The organism is Psychrobacter sp. Rd 27.2, assembly GCF_001921755.1.
Lineage (GTDB): Bacteria > Pseudomonadota > Gammaproteobacteria > Pseudomonadales > Moraxellaceae > Psychrobacter > Psychrobacter celer.
The window spans coordinates 116885-140349 of record NZ_MRYB01000005.1 but is presented as its reverse complement, the minus strand read 5'-3'; the positions used below and the strand labels follow the sequence as shown (position 1 = coordinate 140349).

The window sequence follows — 23465 nt, the reverse complement described above, 5'->3', positions numbered from 1 at the left end:
ACGTCTCGTTAAGCGGCATAAAAAACTGCGTCCAATATTATGGACACAGTTTGGTGGATTGTCAGATGATTTATCCGTTTGAGTATCGTTAACCTATTGCGAAATAGCAGCCGTAGTACATGACCTAAAGGCTGCCGATGTTATGTTGGATTGACTACCGGATTAAAGTTTTGATCAAAAAACGCACGCGTGGCCTCAGTACAGGCTGAACTGACTAGCCCTCCATGATAGTTGGTATAAAATGCTATGAGCGGTATATTGCCTTGCGCCTCAGCGTCAGCTTTTACCTTTTCTACGCTCTGACTAAAGCGAGTCTGTACGCGGACTCTGACCGCCTCTGCATCCCAAGTATTCATGGCAGCTTGGCCAATCAAGCTCAGGGTCTGCTGATCTGGGCGCTCGTCATCATTGTCGATATCGACATCGAGCACGGTAACGTTGAGGTTTTTGGCTGATTTTTTTGCCGCTGCTTGCAGTAGCGTGACCATCGAGCCGGTATTGGTATCAAAATAAACCGTCGGGTCTTGGTTGCCGCCGCAAAGCAGTGTCGGCATGGTCGGCACATAGCCGCGCAAATCGTTGTCTTTTAATGCCTTACGTAGAGTGTTTTTAGGCATGGCCGCTGGCAGACCATCGCCATTCTTTGCCCACAGCCCATCAGGATGTTTGTCGGTATCAGCGACATAGGCGGCACGAAAATCTGTCTTAATCAGATAGTCATTTTCATCATAACCACCCAAGATAGAAAACAGTTTGCCTTGCTCCAGCCCCGCTAGCCTAGGATCACTAGGATTTTTTTGAAACAGCGCATTATTAGGCAGTTTTCCCGTATCGACTAGCTCACCAAATGGTAATTCATTTGGCAGTTGCGCATTGGCATATTTATCCAAAAATATGTCTGATTTTTTATTATAAATATTGCCATATTTTTCTTGTAGGCCACTGCCAAGTAATGGCGCAAACCTTGAGGCACCGATATTGACGTTACCTCTAAATATCTCATCACCAAACGCTGCTAGCGCATAAGGCCCCGAAGATGGCGCGATGGCTGTCACTGGTTTTTCTTGGGATTGTAGCAATCTGGCCGTTGCCATCGTGACATAGCCGCCTTGCGAGTAGCCAGCGATAAATAGCTTGCCTGAATCCGCAATATCACGGTAATTGACCGCATTGGCACGCTTTTGCCGTGCCATGATATCGCGCGCGCTGTCTAGGGCATCGACCATGTCTGTCGACTGCTGCTGAGCCACAAGGTAAGGATGATAATCAAGCGTGGAATCATCATAGCCTGCATAATTGGGTGCGACAACGATATAGCCTTGTGCGGCAAAATTAGCAGCGATTAAGTTGGCTTCGCTTACCGCAGGATTTTGGATATTACCCACTTGCGCAAAGTCATAAGACTTGTCGGTGGTCGTACCATGGGCATATAATAGCAGCGGGCGCGCGCCTTGGCATTCAGGAGCATCGCCCGTTGGCAGCATCAATGCAGCCGTGGCATTGGTATCTTCGTCTGCAGCACCCTTGGTATCATAGCTGACCTTTTCTATGGTAACGCCGCATTTGGCTGCGGGCGTTGCGGTACTACCCAGCCCAAAACTGCTGTCTACTTGAGAGGTGCTAAAGGAGTTGACAAATTCAGCAGTGGCTGATGAGACGATATCAACATCATTGTCAAAGTCATTGTCATCGCCGCAGCCGACCAGCCATATACTACTGGCGATGGCGACTGATAAGACACTGCGCATCGCTATCGGTTTGTGAGTCGCGGCGCGGCCGCGCCGTGAGTGGGGAGTGATCATAATGGCTATCCTTAGCAGTCAAAAGCGGTAAAAAATTGTGAAAAAAAGCGCCGTGCGTCCTTGGCAAGTGATGATACATTTATACCGCAAACACTACCGAAAAGCTACCAGAAAACAGGCGCGACAGAACATCACAAGCACCAGCCATACCCGCGTTGAGTATCGACAAGCCTGCTTAGCCTCTCATCCCGCAACCGATGATACCAAGCGCTTAAGCACACTCAACGCCAACAATCACCTTCTACCGATAACAATATGACAAATATGGCAAACGACAACGACCTCAGTCTCAGCGACATGCACGCATCTTCCAAAGTAAAAACCAAGACCACCACTAAGTTCACCACTAAAGCCACTGCCAAGCCAGCAGCAGCCCCTCAAAGCCGCAGCGAGCGCACAGATCGCAGCTTTGATGCCATCGCCGATCATTTTGAAAAAAAAGTCTACGGCGGATTAAAGGGTGAGATTAGGCTGGCGGTACTACGCCGTGATATTTTTGAGTATAGCGCCCAGATGCGCCAGCGCCTTGGCCGGCCACTACGTGTACTGGATGTGGGTGCAGGTCTGGCGCAAATCGCCATCGATCTGGCCGCCCAAGGGCACACTGTGGTAATCAATGACATCTCCGCCAATATGCTTGCCAAAGCACAGGCTCATGCAGCGCAGACAGACACGCCTCTTGATATCACTTGGCACGTCTGCCCTTATCAGGAGCTACCAGCAAAGCTAAGCACAGAAACGTTGGATGCAGAAAAGTTTGATTTGATACTATGTCATGCGCTGCTTGAATGGCTAGCAGAGCCTGCCGGTGTGATGGATTTTTTTGATCAGTATTTGATGCCCAAAGGCGCGCTGTCACTGTGTTTTTATAACCCAGCGAGCTTTGATTATCGTAATTTAATCATGGGGAATTTTAATTTACTCGACAATAGCGACTATAAAGCAGACAACGTCAAGAGCCTAACGCCCAATCATCCAGTCGCAAAAGAAGAGGTCGAGACTTGGCTCGCCGCGCATCGTTATCACGTCATACGCAGCAGTGGTCTACGCGTGTTTCATGACTATGCCCCGCTCAAACGTGGCGGACACACTGACCCCGAGGCGGTAATACGTATGGAGCTACGCTATTCACAGCACGAGCCCTACAAATGGCTGGGACGCTACCTGCATATACTGGCAACACGGCAAGCCTAACCTGCCTGCTCGCTTGCTCAGTCTTGCCGAATATCTGCAAACCGCTCTACGCCATCGTACTCTGACCATGTGGTGGCGTTGACGTCCTTTTCATCGAAGACAACCACATGCTCGAGTATGGGCAAAATACCGATGTGTGAGCCTATCTCATGATTGTGGTGGCTGGCGACCAAAGACAATACCGTCTGGCCATCATCCAACTGCAAACGGTATAGATAGTTTGCACCGCGAAACACGCGGCCAACCACCAATGCAGTCTGCGTACTGTCATCGTCATGAATGATGTCATCAGGGCGCACCAGTACCTTGATCGGTGTGCCATTTGGATAATCATACTCACAGTACTGCGGATAGCCGGCTTCGTCGTAGACTTCCATACGGCGATAGATATCACCCAGCGCTGTCTCGACGTGCCCTTCTTTGATGATGCCATCTATCATCGCGCCTTCACCGACAAACTCAGCGACAAACGGACTGACTGGCTCATGATATAGCTCACTTGGCGTCGCCCACTGTACCAGCTTACCTTGATGCATCACCCCAACTTTATCAGCAATAGCAAACGCTTCGTTTTGATCATGCGTGACCAGTATCGCAGTGGTGTTGGTGCGTTTGAGAATATCACGTACACTCATCGCCAGCGACTCACGCAGTACCACGTCTAGATTCGAGAACGGCTCATCAAGCAGCAGTAGCTTAGGTTTTGGTGCCAGCGCTCTTGCAAGCGCCACACGCTGCTGCTGACCGCCTGATAGCTCATTTGGGCGTTTGTCCGCGTGCTCAGTCAAGTCAACCAAACTTAGCATCTCAGCCACGCGGGCTTTTTTGTCGGCGGTAGACCATTTGTTCAGACCAAACGCAATGTTTTTTGCCACGCTTAGGTGACCAAACAACGCATAGTCCTGAAACACCATACCCATGCCGCGCTTGGCTGGCGCAACGGCAAACGACTTGCGCGCGCGCTTATCTGTCAGGCGTTGATTGCTCAGATAAATACTACCACCGCGGCTTTGCTCAAGTCCTGCAATGGCACGTAAGGCCGTGGTTTTGCCACAGCCACTATACCCCAAAAAACACCCAATCTCGCCCTGCTGTAACGTCAACGACAGACCATCGACGACGACCGTATCGTCATAACCTACGATGAGATCTTGGACACTAAAATACGGCAATGCTGCGCTACCTACTTGGTCTTTTTGGGAATTTGTGTTTTTAACTTTATGGTCTTGGCGGGCATCTATCTTTTGCGGAGCCTCATCGGGTTTTGGTGCATCTTGCTCGACAGCCGCATGCGCCAGATTATGGGCTTTGATAACTGGGGCGTTTTTTCGATGCTCAAGACGCGTCTTGGCTTGTATAGACTTGGCCTTTATACTGCTGGTATGGATAGATTTAGATTCTGATGGATCATGGATTGAATCAGTGTACATAAAAGGTACCAGTTAGCGATAAAAAATAAAAACTTGGGCACGCTGCGCGCACATACAGATGGGTGCTAAAAACGACTAAGATCGTACTGTAGCAGGTTTAAAGGACTCAGGCCACACAAGTCATAGACCGCATGCTAAAACCGCCCGCTAATAAAGTGCATAACCCCTACTGTCCAAAACTACTGTTAGCCTTGTTTGTCACTTTGGCGCAGCAATATCCATACTGGTAGCAGCCCAACCAGCACGATTAATAGACTTGGCAGCGCAGCTCGCCCCCACATGCCCTCGCTTGTCATCTCAAACACCCGCACCGCCAGTGTATCCCAGCCTTGCCGCCGCGTCATCAAAGTGATGGGCATCTCTTTCATCACCTCAACAAAACCCATGAGCAACGCTGTCAAAACCCCAGGGCTTAATACCGGCAGCATGACCTGCCGCCAGCGCTGATAAGCACTGTCACTGAGCAGTTTGGCCGCCGCTTCTTGATTGACCGTCAGGCGCTGCAACTGGCGATCGACAGGCTGAAAACTCACCGTCATAAAGCGCGTCGATAGAGCCAGCAGCATCACAATGACGCTGCCTGACAATATCTGCTGCGAGGTGATACCAAAGGCAATCATCTGATTATCAAGCCATGCAATGGGAATAAATATCCCCACCGCCAGCACCGTCCCTGGTACCACATAGCCTAGGTTTGCCAAGGTCGTCATCAGCTTGGTTGTTTTGTCAGGATACTGACGCTTGATCCACGCGATGATAATCGCCAAAAAGGCAATAAACATCGTGGTCATACTCGCAATCATCAGACTATTGGTGACAAAGTCGATATAACGAGCATCGAAGTCTTGACGAAAATTGGCCGCCGTCCAGTAGATAAGCTGCAAAAACGGTATCAAAAAAGCCAGCGCAAACACCAGCGTGCACAGCAGCGCCATACCCCATTTTGCAGGTTTACTCGCCTCAAAACGATGACTACTGCCTTGGGTGACAGCAGTGCCGCGCTTGGCCTGCCAATACTGCTCAAACAACACCACGACAAAGACCACACCGATCAATAACGCGGCAAGCTGCGCGGCCGTGGTCAAGCTAAAAAACCCAAACCACGCCTTGTAGATCGCAGTGGTAAAGGTATCGACATTAAACACCGACACCGCGCCAAAGTCCGCCAAGGTCTCCATACTGGCCAACAGTAAACCGCCGATAATCCACGGCAAGGCTTGCGGCAAGGCCAAACGAAAAAATACCCGACGACGGCTCAGCCCCAGCATTTGACCAGCTTCAATCGCCCGCCGACCTTGAGATAAAAACGCTTGACGCGCCAGCAGATACACATAAGGATAAAACGCCAGCGACAACACCAACCCTGCGCCCCAGACATTTCGCACGGACGGAATCGCCGTACTTATGCCCAAATCACGTAAGGCGGTCTGTAACGGCCCACTAAAATCTACAATACCGACGGTCACAAACGCCAAAACATAGGCAGGTATCGCCAGCGGCAACATCAACGCCCACGAAAAAAACCGCTGTCCAGGAAAGCGGTACATGCTGGTCACCCACGCCAGGGCAGTACCGATTGTCCCAGAAATAACGGTGACCATCATCAATAAAATAGCGGTGTTTTTGAGTACTTGTGGCAGCACATACTCACGCATGTGTGTCCAAATATCAGCGACAGGCTGCGTCCAAGACAACAGCACGATCAAAATTGGCACCAGCATAAACAACGAAATCAGTCCTAAGACTGATTTTGAAAGAATGCGCTTACGCAAAGTGTGGTCTTGATTGACTGCTGAATGCCCGTCACTCATATCACCATCGACGATATCGCTTTGACTTACAGACGCATCTGGCGTTGTGATCATATCATTATTACCGTGTCATACTTATAGAGTCCACAAAACAACAAATACCAATCCCAAAGAAATTTGAGATTGGCATCAGTCATCGAGATCTATTTATAACCCGCTTTATCCATCATCTGAATGGCTTGGGTTTGCAGCTCACCAAATTTTTGTACATTGATGTCGTCTTTTTTGAAGCTACCCCATGATCTTAGCATCTCAGACTCATCCACGCCTTCTTTGACCGGAAACTCTTTGTCCGAACTGGCATAGATTCCTTGGGCTTCATCAGAGGACAACCATTCGATCAGCTTTAGCGTACCATCTGGATTGTCTGAGCCTGCGACCACACCGGCACCTGAGACGTTTACATGCGTACCAGTGGTGCCTTGATTGGCCCAAAATATTTTTACTGGGAAGTTTGGTTTTTCGTCCAATATACGGCCATAATAGTAGCTATTGGCGATACCGACTTCACACTGACCCGCCGCGATCGCCTCTAGCATGCTGGTGTCATCACTGAACACATCTGTGGCTAAGTTATCTACCCAGCCGCGGATGATTTCTTCGGTTTTTTCTGCGCCCAAGTGCTCAATCATGCTAGCAACCAATGATTGGTTATAGACTTTCTTTGAGGTACGTAAGCATAGCTTGCCTTTCCATTTTGGATCAGCCAAATCTGCATAAGTTGACAGTTGATCGGCGCTGACCTTGCTTGGATCATAAAAGATCGTACGAGCGCGTAGTGACAGCCCTGTCCACTGGCCTTTTGGGTCACGATATTTGGCAGGGACATTGTTTTCAAGTACCGTCGAAGCCACAGGCTGGAGCAGGCCTTGCTGAGCGGCTTGCCATAAGTTGCCCGCATCGACGGTCAATAGCATGTCAGCTGGCGTGTTCTGACCTTCTGCTTGCAAACGCGCCATTAGCGGGCCTGTCTTGTCCGTTACCAGCTCAATTTTTACGCCTGTCTCTTCAGTATAACGATCAAGTAGCGGCTTGATCAGCTGCTCATTACGAGAAGAATAAATAGTAATGGTTTGGCCATCTGCACTCGTGGCACCATCGGTGGTTGCTTGCGGCGCAGTGCTCTCGCTGGCCGTAGTCTTGGCGCTCTCTTCTGTCGTTGAGGAATTACTACAACCCGCTAGTCCGAGCATCACGCCACAGACGACAACAGGTAAAGTAAGCTTAGAAGCAGAACGCGTAGCGCTGATGGTGTTCAATGACATGGTTTTCCCCATAATAGTGCTATAAAAAAGGTGAGATAGATAAGATGGCGACGATATACAATGGTTATATTATCAGTAACAACACTTGCTGCAGTGCGGATCGCTGACACAAGACGTTAATAATCATGTTAGACATGTCAAAATAGCCATGCCAGCTACTAGCAAGTTCTATTACTGGCGATTGATAACCCTTAATATATGAAAACAACATACTAATAGAAATGAGATTAATTATCAATACATTTGTTTGAGCGAGACTTAGCACCCATCTCCGCTCATTTTTGCCGTATTTCTAGGCCGTGTCTTCCCAACACAAACATAGCAGTTAGAGCAACCACTGACCCAAGATGACATTGACTGCCGCCTCAGTACGTAAGATACGTGGGCCAATGGTGACCGCTGTACAGCCTTGCTTGGCAAGTAAGTCAATCTCGTAATCTATCCAGCCGCCCTCGCTACCGATACAAACCAAACTCGGTAGCGTCAGTGATGACGGCTGGACGTATTGGGCAAATGATTGCGCGCTGTACGGGTGCGCCACGATGGCACGGCAAGTGATCAAGCCCGCCAGCTCATCTTCGACAAACGGCTTAAAACGCTTGGCCAACGTGATACGCGGCACGATGGTATCGACGCTTTGTTGTAGCCCCTCTAAGACAAACTCATCCAAACGATCGAGCATCGGGCTTTGCCAGTAGCTTTTTTGGGTGCGGTAGCTATTAATCAGGACGATATGTCGCACACCTAGCGCCGTCATATCCATGATTAGGCGACGTAAGACCTTTGGCCGTGGCAGTGCTAACACCACCGTCAAATCAAGCTTTTTGGGCGGTTCGCTGCTCAGCTGTACATCGCATAGCTCGATTCTATCAGAGTGCATGCTTGCTATCTGTCCCGTACCGAGCTGGCCACCGAGCTGGCCTATTTTTAGCTTATCTCCGGCGGTGGCTGCCAGTACTTGGGTGACGTGCGTGATTTGCGCCGCGTCATCAATATAAGCGGTGTCTGCCGAAAAGTTGTCGCTGGGCAATAAGATACAGTTCATAAAGGCTCTTGGTGCGACTGCTGGGCAATCACTTCTTCTATCATGGTCACTTGACGGGTCAGTACGGATTGTTGTTGTCTGGTCAGCCGCTCGCCTGCAAGCCCTGCCCGTTTGGCCAGTGCCAGATCACAAAGCCAAGCGGCTAACTGCTGATAAATCAGCGCGGTTTCCGCACGGATGTCGCCAGCAGTCTGGGCGGCTGACGCCCATGTCTCGTCTGTGAGACTAGCTGGTGCCGCCGTGTCAGGAGAAGTATGCGCGTGAGAGGTCGTCACAGGACGATAAAAAGCATTGTACGGCTGATACAGCGCCCCAACCTCAGCGAGCTTGTCGACCACGCTTTGGCACGACTGCGTATAGCGCCCCATGATGACAGGCGTGGCCACACTTGCCGGCTCCACAGGATTGTGTCCGCCGATATCGACAAGCGAGCCACCGACCAATGCCACATTAGCAAGCTGATACCATATCATCAGCTCGCCCATACTATCTGCCACATACACTTGCGTGGCTTCCTCAATCGCCTCATCACGACTGCGCCGCGCCATCGTCAATGCCGACTTTTTGACAAGCTCGGCCACCTCATCAAAGCGCTCAGGATGTCTGGGCACGAGTACAAGCAGCGTATCGGTCAGTGCCGCCTGTGACAACAATTGCTGCTGTAGTGACAGGGCGATCTCTTCTTCGCCGCTGTGAGTGCTGGCCGCCACCCAAATCGGACGACCGGTGACTCCAAATCGCTCGGCCAGACTCGTCTGATCGCTGATGCTACCGTGCAGCGAATTGCTTTGCTCATCTATGCGCGGCTCACTGGCGCTGCTGTCCTGCTTTGGCGCATTGATGACCCATTTTAGCGAGCCTGCCACACGGATTTGCGCACTGCTGGCACCGAGCTGCCGAAAGCGCTTAGCAGATTCATTGTCTTGCGCGATGATTAAGGTAAGGTTTTTCATCATACTACGACTGACAGCAGCAATTTTTTGATAACTGGCAAAAGAAGACGCTGAGAGCCGGCCATTGACCAAAATACTGGGAATACGCTGTTCGGCCAATTTAGATAAGATATTTGCCCACAGCTCTGTCTCAACAAACAATGCCGCTATAGGCTGTACATGTGCCAAAAACGTCTCAATTACGACAGGGCTATCGACCGGCACATAACTATGGCTCATCTGGCCTTGGGCAATCTCATCAGCAAAACGGCTGGCACCACGGGCAAAACCCGTCTGAGTGGTATTGGTCAACCATATCTGATAACCCGCTGCCAATAACGCCTCCAGTAGCGGCGCGACCGTATTGGTCTCACCCAATGAAACCGCATGACACCAGATAACGCCATGATGCGTCATATTATCGCTCACAGCTATAGGAGGCGAGGGATAATGCTTACCAAAGCGCTGCGCCACTTCTTGCTGATAGTTGTCGCGCTGGTGCGAGCGTCGCCATACTTGCAGTCGATACAATGGCTTTAGGACATTGATGGCGCATTGATAATAAAACGGCGGCTGATACACCGCATGATTAAGCCTTGATACTGAATCAGATCTCTGCGAAACGTGCTCAGATGGCGTAGGAGAAGATGACATAGCGTCGCTCAGATTGGTAATGAATCAGATTATATGGTCAATCCACTATAAAAGAATGACCGTTAAACGCGCTTGAAGTACAGACACATACCGATACACTCGTATATGTCTGTACTTGGCTGCTATGAGTTTTTCAGATTGAATCAATGATGACAAAATGACAATAAAAAACGCGCCAATTCTACCTCAATTTGACACTGAACAACACGCCTTTAATTACTGCCCGCCATAAGTAAGTATAAACAGTCCAAAATAAAAGGGATACATTAGGAATTGCGTTCTGCTGGTATAAACTTTTCTCGCTTGCTGTGCGCTTTGCACTCCAGAGGCTTCAAAAAATTCATCCCAGAGTACTGTGTTCTTTTTAGATTGAAACGACTACATGTTAAACAATGATAAATATCAGTATCGCCACCATAACGACAGCAGCGAGCAGCAACTGATAGCGCTTGCTACTATATTGCTCTTGTTTTTGGGTGGTGATCAGCGCTTGCGCTTGCTGCCACTGCTCGAGCACACTTGCCGCTTCTGCATGACCATTTTTTGCCGCTTGCTCGAGCCAATATTTACCATTATCGATATCTTGCGCCACCCCCAGCCCTTGGTAGCACATCTTACTTAGCAAACGCTGACCACGGCTGTCGTTTTTGCTTGCCGCTTTTTTGACCCATTCAGCGCCCGCTGCCAGCGCCGCCTCTGTCTCGGCTGTGACACCTTCGCCGAGCAGCTCATACATTGCCAGGCGTAGCATGGCAGCAGTATTACCCGCCTCTGCTGCGGTTTGTAATTTGAGTAGTGCTTGTTTTTTTACAGCCAAATGCTTTGGGGCAAATTTCACCTGCGCGCGCGGTGTGTTTTGCTTGGCGATATACTGCTCGAACTGCTCTAGAATGCGACTGGCTTGCTCATAGTCTGACTCGCCAGCGCTCTGCATGACCTCAATGTCCTTTAGCTCAGTCATTAGCTGAGTAAACAGCTCGGGCGTAGGCGCTAATTTGGCGCTCGGTGCCAATGGTTTTGGGGGTGCTTGGGATGATTGGGGTGCTTGATGTTTTGAAGGCTGAGGTGCTAATTGCTGAGTGCGCGGCGAGGCAGGTTCAGTTATCATTGATGCGTCATGAGATAAGTTACTGATTGGTGTTTGTGCTTTATTGCGCGATACCTCACTGAAGGCAATTTGGCTATCTGACGTGGGCACGGTACTGACGCGCGCGCCTGCTTTTGTGTCATCATCGATACTGACTTGGCGGTCTATGCTATCGATGCCAGCAGCGCTATTGCGGCTGTCAGCATATGTATTTGTAGGGATGCCGTCTTTGATAAAAGATGGCGCGGTATAGAGTGCATCAGTGCCATGAGTGCTGGGCGTATGTGCCGCAGGCAATCTGGCGCTCACCGCTTGATACAGTCCGCTTGCCACCTGATCGCCTTGCACAGCAACAAAGGGGCGATCGATATGGCCAAACAGCCGCAGCCCGATAGGCTCTAACGCAAAAAACAGCGGCGGCTTATCTGCCTCAATCACCTCAGTCGTCTCATTATCCTCACGATAGACGACCGCCATATGCTGATAAAAATCCTCACGAATGAGCGCGAGCTCAGGATAACGCTTGCCTAATTCAAACTGCCCGTACCAGTGCGGCGTCTGCTGCCAGTGCTGCGCCAGCACGCGACCTGCATAAAACGCCAAAAACACCATCAAATTGCGATAGTGCTCATCAACCAGCAGCACCTCTTCAGACCAGCGCTTTGTTTTGATCAGATCGCGGCGTATCTGAGACAGCAAGGTATCGACGCGCTGCAAGCTTGCCAGCGACTCATCCAGCATACAAGCGTGCAGCTGACTTTCATAAGCCATACCGCCTGCGATAGGACGATTGGCCAAAAAATCCTGCCAATAGCCAGCTGCCATATAATCAAGGGGCGTTACGGGCGATGCAGCCATAAACCAGCGTGTCCTTATTTAAATATTCAAAAATTTAGTCAAAAAACCGGTAACACAGCGCATTTATCAACCAGCTCACTTACTAAGCGGCAGCGAGCACCCGCTTACCTTATCCTAAAATACCACAGGCTACAATAACGGACTAAACAGACGCACCACGTTATCAAACAGTCGCGCAGCACCATGCCGCTGCTGCCACGCCTCAAGACTCACATAGCGACAGCTTTGTAAATACACCTCTTGACAGTCTGCCACCTGTGCGACCATCTCTGGCGTATAAATCGCCAAGCTGACCTCCATGTTTAAATAAAAGCTGCGCATATCGATATTTACCGTTCCAAAGAGACAATAGTCATCATCGATGACCACCGTTTTGGTATGCAACAGCCCGCCTGTAAACAAAGCGATGTTTACCCCCGCTTCTAGCAGCTCTTGATAATACGCTTGTGAAGCGTGCTGCACCAAAAACGAATCGACCTTTTCCGGTACAATCAGCGTCACCTCGACCCCGCGTTTTGCGGCGATGGTCAGCGCTCCTGATAGCGCCTCATCAGGCACAAAGTACGGCGTGGTAATGCGAATGCGTTTATTGGCGCGATGAATGACCGTCACCAAAGTGTTATAAATCACATGCGCTGTGACTTGCGGTGCTGAGGGTATGAGCTGCGCCAACACGTCTTTTACGATCGGTTTTTTGGGTATCACAATCGACGTCGAGCCAATATCTGGCTGCTCGTGATAATCAATGTTATCGCTCAATACTTTTACGCGACTGTTTAAGTCGTTGATGGTCGGATCCATCACATAGAGCTTGCGCGTGTAGTTATTGACTCGCTGGTTGAGCGCATCTAGGTTTTCGTTGTTTTCGGCGCCGATATCGGTCACCACCACCTTTGTCATCGCCGTCGCGATACTAATCGCTTGCTGACTGGTCGCCCGAATCGCCACATCAATCCATTGACCGACATTTTTGTTTTGTTTAAAAAACCTTGGGTCCACCAGATTAAAGCTACCGATATAGCCAATATACTCATCAATCACCACAATCTTGCGATGATTGCGCAAATCAGAGCGCTTAAAGAGCGTCTTAAATAAGCCCACAGGAAGCGACTGATGGACAAATACCCCCGCCCGCTCAAGCGTACGATGCGCGCTACTATTAAAAAAGCTAAAACTGCCCACACTATCAGCCAACAGATGACACTCTACCCCGCGCCGCGCCGCCGCCGCCAGCGCCTCTATCAGCTCTAGTACCTGCCCTTTCGGATAGACAATATAAAACTCCATCAAAACAGTCCGCTGAGCGGCATTGATATCATCGATGAGACTGTTAAAGATTGCGCTCGGCTCTGTCAACAGCTGCATATTGTGATTTGGAAACACGCCAAACCCTGTCCAGCGCGTCCCTATCTGACTGACACCGCGATAGTTGGGTGATAGTAGCTCTTGACCTTGATCAAACACCAAATGCTCACGCCGTGCCATGTCATTCATCAATAGACTGGCTTGATCTACCCGCTCACGATAACGGCGACCAATCATCGGCTCTCCCAACAAAATATAGGCGATAAAACCAAACACCGGCAATGTATAAAGAACCGCAACCCAAGCGATAGACACGCCGATATTGCGCTGCACAGATACGATACGCAGCGTCATTACTATCATCAGCACAATATGCAATACCAGACCCAATCCGGCAAAATCGCCCCAAGACCAAGTCGTAAAGTACTGTTCAATAGCAAAAGTATCTATGCTCGCCTCCAACCATTCAGATAAAATCAATGACCTTTATAAAACATTCAGTAGTATAGTAGCTTTTAATCTTCAAACAACAGATAACTATCATAAGTGTTTTACAGAAAACACCGTTATTTTTCTAGATTTTATGACAATAAATCAATGGCTTAAAAATATATTTTCGATTATTTGCTAAAATAATCAAAATATCGTTTGACAGCCATATCTAAATCTATATAATACACACCCACAGAGCGGGTGATTAGCTCAGTTGGTAGAGCGTCTGCCTTACACGCAGAATGTCGGCGGTTCGAATCCGTCATCACCCACCACTTATTAGCAAGTGGGCCTTTTATAAAGGCAAGATGCTAAGACGACCTAAGCAGCGGTAGTTCAGTTGGTTAGAATACCGGCCTGTCACGCCGGGGGTCGCGGGTTCGAGTCCCGTCCGCTGCGCCATATTTAAAACTTAATTTACTTATTAGTAAACACTAGTTTCGCCTCAAACATTAGATTGTTTGAGGTTTTTTTGTGTCTATAAACCCGCCTCAACAACCTCTCGACAACTTCAAGCCTAACCATAAAAACCAGTCAGCTTATCGCGATTAACATATAACAATCAAAACCATAAAATGCCAAGCCTTGCCTACTAACACTGTAACTAACACCAAGTCACGAGCTAAAACACTAAAACCAGCTGCTTTTATCATCGTGGCTTATATGCTATTAATAGAGTTAAACCCCTGTATAGCGACAGTCACTGCCCCAGCTTTGATCTGACACCGCCTCTTTTACCCTCGATAAATAAAAAAGTGAACAAACACATGGAATATCACCACATACCTAGAGAGCCGCTCGGCTTTTTCCCAACGCCATTGATTGAGCTGACTCGACTGAGTCATGCGCTCGGTGGCCCCACGATTTTTATGAAGCGCGATGATCAGACGGGGCTGGCATTAGGTGGTAATAAAACTCGCAAGCTAGAGTTTATCATTGGTGACGCCCTTGCCAAAGGAGCCGATACCATCATTACTGCAGGGGCTGCACAGTCCAATCACTGCCGGCAGACGGCCGCCGCTGCTGCAAGCTTAGGGCTTGAGTGTCATTTGGTATTAGGCGGACAGGCACCTGCAGCGGCTAACGGCAATCTCCTACTCGATCAGATTTTTGGTTGTCATATTCACTGGGCGGGTGCCCATCGCAAAGGTGAGGACATCCCTCAGCTCGTAGAGCAGTTGACCAACGCTGGCAAAAACGTCCATGTGGTGCCATATGGCGGCTCAAGTGAGCTGGGCGCGCTTGCCTTTGTAGAAGCATTTAAGGAGCTTGAGGCGCAGCGTAGTGAAATCCATGAGACCTTTACTCATATTGTTTTTGCCTCTAGCTCTGGCGGCACCCAAGCAGGACTGATGCTGGGCAATAGGCTGTTTGGTTCACCCTCGCAGATTATGGGTATCAATATCGACAAGGGCGAAACCGACCAAATCCCCTTTGATGAATACACGCTTGCGCTTGCCAACCGTACAGCAAAGCTTATCGGCGCAGACCATCAGTTTACAGCAGCCGATTTATGCCTAAACGCTGATTATGTGGGCGACGGCTATGGCGTGGTTGGCGCATTAGAAAACGAAGCCATCGCTTTGACAGCACAAACCGAGGGAATATTATTGGATCCTGTCTATACAGGCCGTGCGATGGGCGGGCTTATCGATATGATTCGTATAGGCAAAATCAAACACACCGATCGGGTATTGTTTTGGCATACTGGCGGCGCCCCTGCCTTATTTGCTTATGCCAGTGACTTGAGGATATGAAAGTAAGCGTCTAAAAAAACAGAGCGGCTCAATCCACGACCATCTATCATGCCCATATAAACGGCCAAAAGTACGTCAATGAGCCGCGCTAAATCTTATATCACGTCATCGTCTGATGCCAAAAGCCATCAGCGCTGATTGAGTTTATTCACACTCGCAATAAGCGCCACCATGATCATACCCATCATAATCAAAACGCCTAACATCATATGCGCGGCGTCATAATTGAGCGCTTCGACTTGCTCATATATGGCGATAGACACCACTTTGGTCTCACCAGAGATACTGCCGCCTATCATGAGCACTACACCAAACTCACCAATGGTATGAGCAAAGCTGATTAGACTACCCAAAATAATACCAACCTTGGCTTGTGGGGGCGCAACCATCATCAGACACCTTAGGCGGCTTGGCTCGAGTAATTGTGCTATCTCCATTACGCTCTTTGGAATACGCAAAAACTGCGCATAAAATGGGAGGGAATAAATAGTAGAGCCGATAACTAAGCCCTCAAAGGTGAAAATAAGCGGGCTAATATTGTGCTCATGAAGATAGTGACCGATACCAGCGCTAGGACTTAGCAAAAGCAGTAAGTAAAACCCAATCACAGTGCTTGTGAGAAGTATCGCTGCCCCTCGGCTGAACGCAAATAGTGCGTAAAACCTATGGTAGCAGGTTGATCACTAATGATAATACCGTCTTGCAAAATAGCCAGATAAAGCTCAGGCGCCAAGGTAATAAACTGCTCAGGTTTCGCATTGATAGCGATAATTTGTGATTGCACGACAAAGCCATAGTCGATATTGCATGTATACGCATATTGAAAGGTCTGCCCGATGTTTTCTGCTTGCATGATTCGCTTTTGCTGCTCTAAAGCATCATATATCTTTTGCGCCTGCAAGTAGGCTAATATCAGTAGGATTTATGCGCTTACCGACTATCAATACCGCTTCATCTACCTCTATCTCTTCGCCCTGCCCTGCTACAAGCGGATCTGTATAAGCGCTGCCCGCTTGTGACTCACCGATGATCTCGATGGTGCTATCTGCCGATAGTTCGCTGCCTTGCGCGATAGCATAACCATCCATCGCCGATAGGTTTTGTCTGGGTATATCAAAAGGCAAGGCGATATCTTGCGTCAGTATCTGATTGCAAGGCTTCCATGGTAATCATAAAAGGGTACTCTTTTTTTTGACGGCTATTAAATCGCTCAATGAGCAGCTATTTTTCTTGCATATCAGATTGACTATAGCTGATATAGCAATACCCGATTAGCGCAAAAAAGCACCTAATAAGGTGCTTTTTTTGTGGTTATTAAAGTCTTGCTGTAGAACTAACAAGCAAGTGAGCAAAATGCCTTCTTTGACAGCCTAACATTAATAGCCAACCAGATGACACAGCCAGTTTAATAGCCTAGTTCACCATGAGGCTAGGCTTGCAGCACTGCGCTGAGTAATAAAGCCATCTGGCGTCTGGCCATTATCTGCTTGCCAACGCTGAAACGCCCTACGCGTATTGGTGCCTACGATACCGTCAGCACCTTTGGTATCGTAACCCATACTGGTCAGGCGCTGCTGGAGATTGCGCACTTGCACAGTCGATAATGGGCGCTCATAACGCGGCCATGATTTATATAGACCGCCTTGCCCTGCCAGCGCTTTGCCTAACAAGCTGACCCCTAGGGCATAGCTTGATGAATTGTTATAGACTTTGATCACATCAAAATTGGGACTGAGCAGCAGTGCAGGGCCGTCTTTGCCAGCCGGTAGCCACAACTCCATCTGGGTATTGGCATCCAAAGACACATCATCGATGGTATCGATACCAAGTGCCGCCCATCTGGCCGCCGACTGTTTGCTACCAACAACGGAATAATCAAAAGACGCAGGAATCCTCACTTCATAAAAAGGTGCTAAGCCGCGCACCCAGCCTGAGTTACTCAGATAATTGGCAGTAGACGCCAATGCATCGCCTGTTGCCCAAGGGTTGCGGTGACCATCACCATCGCCATCTACCCCTTGTTTGAGCCAAGTATCAGGGATGAATTGCGTTTGCCCCATGCCGCCCGCCCAAGAGCCATCCAGCTGTGACCATGACACATCACCGCGCTGCAACAACGAGGCAAGCGACAATAACTGAGTTTCGGCAAATTCTTGGCGGCGACCGTCATAGGCAAGGCTGGCAAGCGAGCTTGGAATGCTACTGTTGCCCGTCACCGCGCCATACGAGGACTCCATCCCCCATATTGCCGCGATGATTTCGGCACTGACACCATACTGCGACTGTAGCTGAGACAAAAACGCCCGCTGTTCTGCAAACTTACGCTTACCTATGCTGACTCTGCCGTCTGATACTGCCGAATCCACATACTCCCACGGCATTTTAGAAAACTCAGGCTGCCCTGAGTCTAAAGAGATGACTTGCTGATTGAGATACGCCAAATCTAGCAGGCGGCGGATGGTCTGTGCATCATGACCTGACGCCATGGCGCGCATAGAAAAATCCGATTTCCAGTCAGAAAAACTGCCATAGCTTGGTTTTGCGACATGCTGGGGTTTGACAGCAGGCTTGGGGGTCGGCTTGACCTGAATGGTCTGAGTCTGAGTAATCTGCACGTTAGCCTGACGTACAGGTTTGCTAGGTTTTTGCATCGCCTGCTGGCTGGTACAGCCCACCATGACTAGCGCTGGGAAAAGAGCAATATAGTGTTTTTTTAAAATCATAAGAAGTCTCAGGTGTGAATAAGTACTATCGGTAAGCCATACCATCGCTAAAAATCAGAGTAATGAGCATAGAGTAACTATATGTCGCTCATCAGTATATCGCTCATCAGTCGCTTATCATTTTTTAGGGCTTGGGATAACATAGCAAATAAAAACCAGCAGCGGTAGTGCAGCAGTGCTAGGCGTGTTGCACATTCAACCATAGCACTGACAAAGGCTAGCGTCCCAATACTGCCCGTGGATCAATAGGGTTACCATTTAAGCGTACTTGAAACTCCAGACCCACTTGATTGGTTTGGCCGCTACTACCCATATTGGCAATACGTTGGCCTCGCTGCACCGCGTCCCCTTCTTTAACCAAAAGCTGGCTATTGTGAGCATAGGCGGTGATATAGTTGTCGCTATGACGAATCATGATCAGATTGCCATATTCAGGCAGACCGTTACCTGCATATAGCACTGTCCCTGATTGGCTTGCCAGTACAGGGTCGCCGATATTGCCAGCAAACCACATGCCCATCGTGCCAGCCGCCGCATCAAAGTTACGTGTCACTTGGTTGCGGCTCGGGTACTCATAGCCTGACGTGGCGTTTGCCGTGACTTCATAGACAGGGCTGGTGTTATTAGGTGTACTGGTGACAGGCGGGTTGTAAGTAGGCTGTGGCCGTGTCTGAGCAGGCGCGTTATAGCGATTGTTATTGGCAGCATTTGGCTGTCCTTGCCAGAGCTTTAGCCATTGGCCACTATAGATGGTGTATTTGCTATCTAAGCCATTGATCGCGCCAATTTGACGATAATTTAGGCGATAACGGGCGGCGATTTGGCTGACGGTATCACCGCGCTGGACCAGATGGTAGTTAGGAACCCCTTGTGCGTTAGTGATGATCTTGGGCGCAGCTTGGTTTGCTGTCTGATAAGTAGGTTTGGTGGCACAGCCTACCATCGTTAGCGCAGCGGCGGCCATGCTACCAATCAACACCGACGTTGCAAGGTGCGATCCTGTGTTAAGCTTTTTCATACAAGGTTCCTATTCTTTCTCTCACTCATCAGTTTTTGTCTCATTAAGTGGTTTGTGTGCCACTCATACGTATTATGCTTTTTGGGTTATCTATCCTATGGCCACAGACCTCAGCTGTCTATGATTTGTGCTATTACTCCTGCCTTTATCGCCTCAATTATCTTCATAAGGCCAAACTCGACAATGTCTCTAACGCAGCTTTTGGCGCATGGTGCAATCGCACAGGCGATAGGCTGATATAGTTTTCGGCCACGGCTTTATCGTCGTTCATCACACCTGCCACCTCATAGGTTTGCTGGTATAAGGGGTTAAGCGCCTGACGATCTAGTAATCGGGTCGTTTCGTCACCCTCCTCATCATGTAGCGCTGATGCGGCGTGGGCGTTTTTGCGTTTGCGTAACGACAGCCAATACGCATCTCGCCCGCGCGGATCTACCATGTGATGGACGGGGCGCGCAATCTGAGCATGGCCAAGCGTGGTGATTTTTCGGCCTTTTATCTCAGCGCTACTGTGCACATCAGGAATATTAACGTTTAATACGTGATAGGGCAAACTTTTACACGTCGACAAAATAGCGGTCTCACTAATGAGCTTGGCAATCTCCTCAGCAGCTACTTTATAGTGACTGGCATTCTCTTGCCCTCGCCGCTTGCCTGCCTTTTCTCCTTTGATACCGCCGCCTACCAAAGAAGTGGCAATCGCGGGTATACCAAAAATCTGAGCGGTCAATGCCGCGCCAAAGGTACCAGAAAACAAGACATCTTGTCCCAAATTGGCGCCTGAATTGATGCCAGTGACGACACAATCAAAGTCCATATCACAGTACAGCTCGTGCAATGCCAGATAAATACAGTCGGCAGGAGAGCCATTGACAGCGACAAACCCCGACGGCAACTGATGAGCATACAGCGGCTTTGAGACACTAAGCGAGCTTGCGCAGCCACTTTGCTCTTCGCTTGGGGCGACGACGACGACCTCACCGATGGCCGATAGTGCCTGAGCCAATGCCAATAGTCCTGGCGCGTGTACGCCATCATCATTGCTAAGTAAAAATCTCATATTTGCTCGTTGTTTTTGTTTTTGACCGTTTGTCTGCTTTTCAGCCTTTTTGTCATAATATTGCTATACTCAGCGCAGCATTGCCTAAATGATAGGCCATCACGAAGATGATAAGCACGTGGTTTCCCTTGGCAAATCTGCTTATTTGCTCAGTTTGGCTCCTACGGCTGGGTGCCTTAGCCTACAGAGTAAAGGGCGACAGCGCAAACGGTTGATTGGTAAAATTTATCGCCCAATGATACCTTCTTACTTATCCTTATACATCGCGCTAACTCACTACCCATGGTAGACATCATCAGCGCGCCCTGCTGGTATCGTAAGTAAAAGCGCAAAAAAAGCAAAAGGGCAAAAATAAATGGCGATTATACCCCAATCATACACTGACGCGCACATAGCAGAGCCAGCCATAGATGCCATAGATGCCATAGATACAAATACAAAGTTCACAGCCTACAGTATTCAAGGCTTTGCCGCTTTAGCAAAATTATCCTGAACTGTGTATGGCAGAGTGTCATACCGCCAGTACAGATTAAATGATAAGCAAAAACTTGCCATTAGGTTACAATAGGCAACAACGCACTACAATACCAACTTATACTTTTAGGCGGACGTAACTTAGCTGACGATGCTGCTGATATGTTGCTGCAAGATGGCTTTGGCTCACAATATATCTACACATAAATCAATATTTTATGTGACTTTTGTTTTTTTACCCATTAACATATGACCATTAAATAAAGATAAGCGAGTGTAATACAGAATGAAAAATCAATCGATATTATCTATAGCTTCTGTGCTAGCGAAGACCGCATCCAAGGTAGGTCTTGCAGGACTGATAACGTCTGTTGCCATGCTGTCTCAAGCCTCCTATGCGGCAAACAATGCTGCGACGACCATTCCTTTAGACATGTCTGGCATCAACATCACCAAGCATGAAATCGCTGTGATGCAAGTACTTTCAGAGATTTGCCCGCCGATGCTAAACGGCAAGCAAAAACAGCGTTTTTATAAGTCTTATAACGTGCAGTTGCACGAGCTGATGCCGTCACTAGAAGACCCCAAAGCGGCGATTCAATACCTATCAACGCAGCAAGACTATCGTCAAATTCTCCAAGGCATCCGTAGCTGGACGATGGGATTTTCTAAGCAAGACAACCGAGCGCTGTGCGAAGACTTGGCCAATGCTGAATACTAGTACCCCTCATCACCACTTATGATAAGCATGATAAGACAGACGATTTAAAAAAATAAACAAAAACGTACCACTGTGCTTTTGACGCCAAAATAACATTGATCATCAACGACAATAAAAAACGACACAAGCGAGCGTCCAGCGCGAGACAAAGCGTCAAGATTTTTAATGTTTTTCTGACGAGTGATAGATGACCTAAAAGCTTGCTGTATTGCCCCGACAGAAGATGGGCCATATAGCAGGCTTTTTTGCAACCGAAGATTGCGCTGGGTTTGTTTTTTAAGATACCTTATAAATAGGTAAAAATAGCGTTAGATAGCCTGAGTTACGTGATAAACGCGACAAGCGATCATAGACACAAGCAGGGCTTTTTATTTTTGGGGGTGCCTTATTTTTTGCAGTTATCGATTCCCCATCGGTTATCATTTTGCTAAGATAAGGCGTTAATTTTATGTCTGTCGCACCATCGTCACTGCCATCATTAATCCCTTGTTTTTGAATATAATATTTAAGACATACGAAAAAGATGACCGAGGTTTGGGGCGAGTCGCAAGCGGCAGATACATTTGGTTTTATGATGCGGTGTAACGATATATGACAGTAAAGCGTGTAAAAAATCAGCTGGTACAGCTGGTCGTTGGTGTAAGTGTTTCTATGAGTGCGATAATGGCAAATGCCGCCATTCAGCCACCCGAGATGGACAATACCGCCTATGTATTAATGGACTACAACACTGGTGAAATCTTGGCACAAAAAAACGCCAATGAAGCGCTACCGCCAGCATCTTTGACAAAAATGATGACCAGCTACATCATCGAGCAGCGCCTCGCCTCAAGCGACCTAAAAGAAGACGATCAAGTGCTGATGAGCCCAAATGCGTGGTGCCGCGGCAGTAGCAGTCAGTCTTGTATGTATGTACCGGTAAATAAATCTGCGAGCGTTATCGACATGCTACGCGGTATTATTATTCAATCAGGTAATGACGCCTCAAAAGCTATGGCAGAGCATATCGCTGGTAGCGAAGCCTCGTTTGCCATCTTGATGAATGAGCAAGCAGAAAAGCTGGGCATGGAAAACACCCATTTTGTCAACTCGACAGGTATGCCTGACGAAGGCCATAGAGCTTCAGCGCTGGACTTGGCCAAGCTATCGCGCGCCATTATCAAAAACAGCGGCGACTACTATGGCTTGTATGCCGAAAAAGAGTTTACCTACAATGGCATCACACAAGGCAACCGCAACGCCCTACTAGCGACTGACCCCACGGTCGACGGTCTAAAAACAGGGCATACAGACGCTGCAGGCTACTGCTTGGCCGCCTCGAGCAAACGTGATGGCATGCGTCTGATTTCTGTGATCATGGGCACCGAAAGCCCGCAAGCCCGTGCCGACCAGTCGCGCGAGCTGCTTAACTGGGGCTTTGGGCACTTTACCACCGTCACCAAAGCACCTGCTGGGCAGTTTGTCAGTAAGGTACCAGTCTGGTTTGGCGAAACCGACGAAATTGAACTGGTCACAGGTGATAACTTGCAAATACTGACCAGTAAGACGCAAAAAAACAAAATAACCACCGTGGTCGATATTCCCGAAAGCTTAGAAGCCCCCATCAAAAAAGGACAAGAGATCGGTAAAATGATGGCGGTCATCGACGGCAAGGCAGTGGCATCCGTGCCTATTATTGCCACCAGTGATATCGAACAATCAGGATTTTTGAGTCGCACTTGGCAGCGTGTGGTTCGCTGGGTACAAAGCTTTTTTTAAGCATTTGGCATAACTTATATACAAAAAAAGACGCTCCGATAGGTGGGCGTCTTTTTTTTGTTTGCATAAAATCAAGGCT

The 23465-nt window shown here is 48.7% G+C and carries 17 protein-coding genes, 2 tRNA genes and 1 pseudogene; 6 read left to right on the top strand and 14 right to left on the bottom strand.

Annotated elements, in window-relative coordinates; genetic code table 11:
* Positions 1–140: 140 nt before the first annotated feature.
* Positions 141–1802 (bottom strand): S9 family peptidase, encoded by a 1662-nt coding sequence (locus BTV99_RS06340; RefSeq protein WP_075101527.1) that lies wholly within the window; start codon positions 1800–1802, stop codon positions 141–143.
* 255 nt (positions 1803–2057) lie between these two features.
* On the opposite strand from BTV99_RS06340, the gene BTV99_RS06335 reads away from it, so the two are divergent.
* Positions 2058–2996, top strand: coding sequence for a methyltransferase domain-containing protein (locus BTV99_RS06335; protein ID WP_256713741.1), 939 nt, complete (start codon positions 2058–2060; stop codon positions 2994–2996).
* Between the two features lie 17 nt (positions 2997–3013).
* On the opposite strand, the gene BTV99_RS06330 is transcribed toward BTV99_RS06335, so the two are convergent.
* The 7 genes from BTV99_RS06330 to BTV99_RS06300 all read right to left on the bottom strand — a co-directional run bounded on the left by BTV99_RS06330 (position 3014) and on the right by BTV99_RS06300 (position 13863).
* On the bottom strand, positions 3014–4168 hold the full coding sequence (locus tag BTV99_RS06330; protein ID WP_083608557.1) for an ABC transporter ATP-binding protein: 1155 nt from the start codon (positions 4166–4168) through the stop codon (positions 3014–3016).
* 443 nt (positions 4169–4611) lie between these two features.
* Positions 4612–6291: an iron ABC transporter permease gene (locus tag BTV99_RS06325; RefSeq protein WP_075101526.1), complete on the bottom strand. Its 1680-nt coding sequence runs from the start codon at positions 6289–6291 to the stop codon at positions 4612–4614.
* 89 nt (positions 6292–6380) lie between these two features.
* Positions 6381–7502, bottom strand: a complete 1122-nt coding sequence (locus BTV99_RS06320; RefSeq protein ID WP_075101525.1) for an extracellular solute-binding protein — start codon at positions 7500–7502, stop codon at positions 6381–6383.
* 325 nt (positions 7503–7827) lie between these two features.
* Positions 7828–8547, bottom strand: coding sequence for a 16S rRNA (uracil(1498)-N(3))-methyltransferase (locus BTV99_RS06315; protein ID WP_075101524.1), 720 nt, complete (start codon positions 8545–8547; stop codon positions 7828–7830).
* Positions 8544–10133, bottom strand: a complete 1590-nt coding sequence (locus BTV99_RS06310; protein ID WP_075101523.1) for a 3-deoxy-D-manno-octulosonic acid transferase — start codon at positions 10131–10133, stop codon at positions 8544–8546. Before BTV99_RS06310 ends, BTV99_RS06315 begins: the two co-directional genes overlap by 4 nt.
* A gap of 385 nt (positions 10134–10518) precedes the next feature.
* Positions 10519–12078 carry a tetratricopeptide repeat protein gene (locus tag BTV99_RS06305; protein ID WP_075101522.1) on the bottom strand — a complete coding sequence of 520 codons (1560 nt, stop codon included), beginning with the start codon at positions 12076–12078 and terminating at the stop codon, positions 10519–10521.
* Positions 12079–12207: 129 nt separating this feature from the next.
* Entirely contained in the window at positions 12208–13863 is a 1656-nt protein-coding gene (locus tag BTV99_RS06300) for a cardiolipin synthase (RefSeq protein WP_256713740.1), read from the bottom strand.
* A 211-nt stretch (positions 13864–14074) separates the two neighbouring features.
* On the opposite strand from BTV99_RS06300, the gene BTV99_RS06295 reads away from it, so the two are divergent.
* From BTV99_RS06295 to BTV99_RS06285, 3 genes are all read left to right on the top strand, one after another.
* Positions 14075–14150: transfer RNA gene (locus BTV99_RS06295), tRNA-Val, on the top strand.
* 50 nt (positions 14151–14200) lie between these two features.
* A tRNA-Asp gene (locus tag BTV99_RS06290) sits at positions 14201–14277 on the top strand.
* 365 nt (positions 14278–14642) lie between these two features.
* Positions 14643–15632, top strand: coding sequence for a D-cysteine desulfhydrase family protein (locus BTV99_RS06285; RefSeq protein ID WP_075101521.1), 990 nt, complete (start codon positions 14643–14645; stop codon positions 15630–15632).
* 128 nt (positions 15633–15760) lie between these two features.
* Here the strand turns inward: BTV99_RS06285 and BTV99_RS13755 are convergent, their stop codons facing one another.
* The 6 genes and pseudogenes from BTV99_RS13755 to surE all read right to left on the bottom strand — a co-directional run bounded on the left by BTV99_RS13755 (position 15761) and on the right by surE (position 20433).
* Positions 15761–16024, bottom strand: coding sequence for a hypothetical protein (locus BTV99_RS13755; RefSeq protein ID WP_256713739.1), 264 nt, complete (start codon positions 16022–16024; stop codon positions 15761–15763).
* 212 nt (positions 16025–16236) lie between these two features.
* Positions 16237–16485, bottom strand: a complete 249-nt coding sequence (locus BTV99_RS06275) for a substrate-binding domain-containing protein (protein ID WP_256713738.1) — start codon at positions 16483–16485, stop codon at positions 16237–16239.
* 43 nt (positions 16486–16528) lie between these two features.
* A pseudogene (locus tag BTV99_RS06270) lies at positions 16529–16783 on the bottom strand (molybdopterin molybdenumtransferase MoeA); the annotation flags it as partial.
* Positions 16784–17050: 267 nt separating this feature from the next.
* Positions 17051–18355: a lytic murein transglycosylase gene (locus tag BTV99_RS06265; protein WP_075101519.1), complete on the bottom strand. Its 1305-nt coding sequence runs from the start codon at positions 18353–18355 to the stop codon at positions 17051–17053.
* A gap of 217 nt (positions 18356–18572) precedes the next feature.
* Entirely contained in the window at positions 18573–19373 is an 801-nt protein-coding gene (locus tag BTV99_RS06260) for a peptidoglycan DD-metalloendopeptidase family protein (RefSeq protein WP_075101518.1), read from the bottom strand.
* A 163-nt stretch (positions 19374–19536) separates the two neighbouring features.
* Positions 19537–20433 carry a 5'/3'-nucleotidase SurE gene (gene surE, locus BTV99_RS06255; RefSeq protein ID WP_075101517.1) on the bottom strand — a complete coding sequence of 299 codons (897 nt, stop codon included), beginning with the start codon at positions 20431–20433 and terminating at the stop codon, positions 19537–19539.
* Positions 20434–21193: 760 nt separating this feature from the next.
* Here surE and BTV99_RS06250 point away from each other — a divergent pair.
* Together BTV99_RS06250 and BTV99_RS06240 are read left to right on the top strand one after the other, a co-directional pair.
* On the top strand, positions 21194–21628 hold the full coding sequence (locus BTV99_RS06250) for an MCR_0457 family protein (protein WP_075101516.1): 435 nt from the start codon (positions 21194–21196) through the stop codon (positions 21626–21628).
* A gap of 591 nt (positions 21629–22219) precedes the next feature.
* Positions 22220–23386: a D-alanyl-D-alanine carboxypeptidase family protein gene (locus BTV99_RS06240; protein ID WP_075101514.1), complete on the top strand. Its 1167-nt coding sequence runs from the start codon at positions 22220–22222 to the stop codon at positions 23384–23386.
* The last annotated feature ends 79 nt before the right edge of the window (positions 23387–23465 follow it).

What these genes read in the sequence shown, in the direction of transcription:
- BTV99_RS06335 (WP_256713741.1), top strand. Translation starts at nt 2,058, where the DNA reads ATGACAAATATGGCAAACGACAACGACCTCAGTCTCAGCGACATGCAC.
- BTV99_RS06250 (WP_075101516.1), top strand. Translation starts at nt 21,194, where the DNA reads ATGAAAAATCAATCGATATTATCTATAGCTTCTGTGCTAGCGAAGACC.
- BTV99_RS13755 (WP_256713739.1), bottom strand. Translation starts at nt 16,024, where the DNA reads ATGATGGTTGCGCCCCCACAAGCCAAGGTTGGTATTATTTTGGGTAGT.
- BTV99_RS06260 (WP_075101518.1), bottom strand. Translation starts at nt 19,373, where the DNA reads ATGAAAAAGCTTAACACAGGATCGCACCTTGCAACGTCGGTGTTGATT.
- BTV99_RS06325 (WP_075101526.1), bottom strand. Translation starts at nt 6,291, where the DNA reads ATGATCACAACGCCAGATGCGTCTGTAAGTCAAAGCGATATCGTCGAT.
- BTV99_RS06275 (WP_256713738.1), bottom strand. Translation starts at nt 16,485, where the DNA reads ATGCAAGCAGAAAACATCGGGCAGACCTTTCAATATGCGTATACATGC.
- BTV99_RS06305 (WP_075101522.1), bottom strand. Translation starts at nt 12,078, where the DNA reads ATGGCTGCATCGCCCGTAACGCCCCTTGATTATATGGCAGCTGGCTAT.
- BTV99_RS06315 (WP_075101524.1), bottom strand. Translation starts at nt 8,547, where the DNA reads ATGAACTGTATCTTATTGCCCAGCGACAACTTTTCGGCAGACACCGCT.
- surE (WP_075101517.1), bottom strand. Translation starts at nt 20,433, where the DNA reads ATGAGATTTTTACTTAGCAATGATGATGGCGTACACGCGCCAGGACTA.
- BTV99_RS06285 (WP_075101521.1), top strand. Translation starts at nt 14,643, where the DNA reads ATGGAATATCACCACATACCTAGAGAGCCGCTCGGCTTTTTCCCAACG.
- BTV99_RS06320 (WP_075101525.1), bottom strand. Translation starts at nt 7,502, where the DNA reads ATGTCATTGAACACCATCAGCGCTACGCGTTCTGCTTCTAAGCTTACT.
- BTV99_RS06265 (WP_075101519.1), bottom strand. Translation starts at nt 18,355, where the DNA reads ATGATTTTAAAAAAACACTATATTGCTCTTTTCCCAGCGCTAGTCATG.
- BTV99_RS06310 (WP_075101523.1), bottom strand. Translation starts at nt 10,133, where the DNA reads ATGTCATCTTCTCCTACGCCATCTGAGCACGTTTCGCAGAGATCTGAT.
- BTV99_RS06240 (WP_075101514.1), top strand. Translation starts at nt 22,220, where the DNA reads ATGACAGTAAAGCGTGTAAAAAATCAGCTGGTACAGCTGGTCGTTGGT.
- BTV99_RS06340 (WP_075101527.1), bottom strand. Translation starts at nt 1,802, where the DNA reads ATGATCACTCCCCACTCACGGCGCGGCCGCGCCGCGACTCACAAACCG.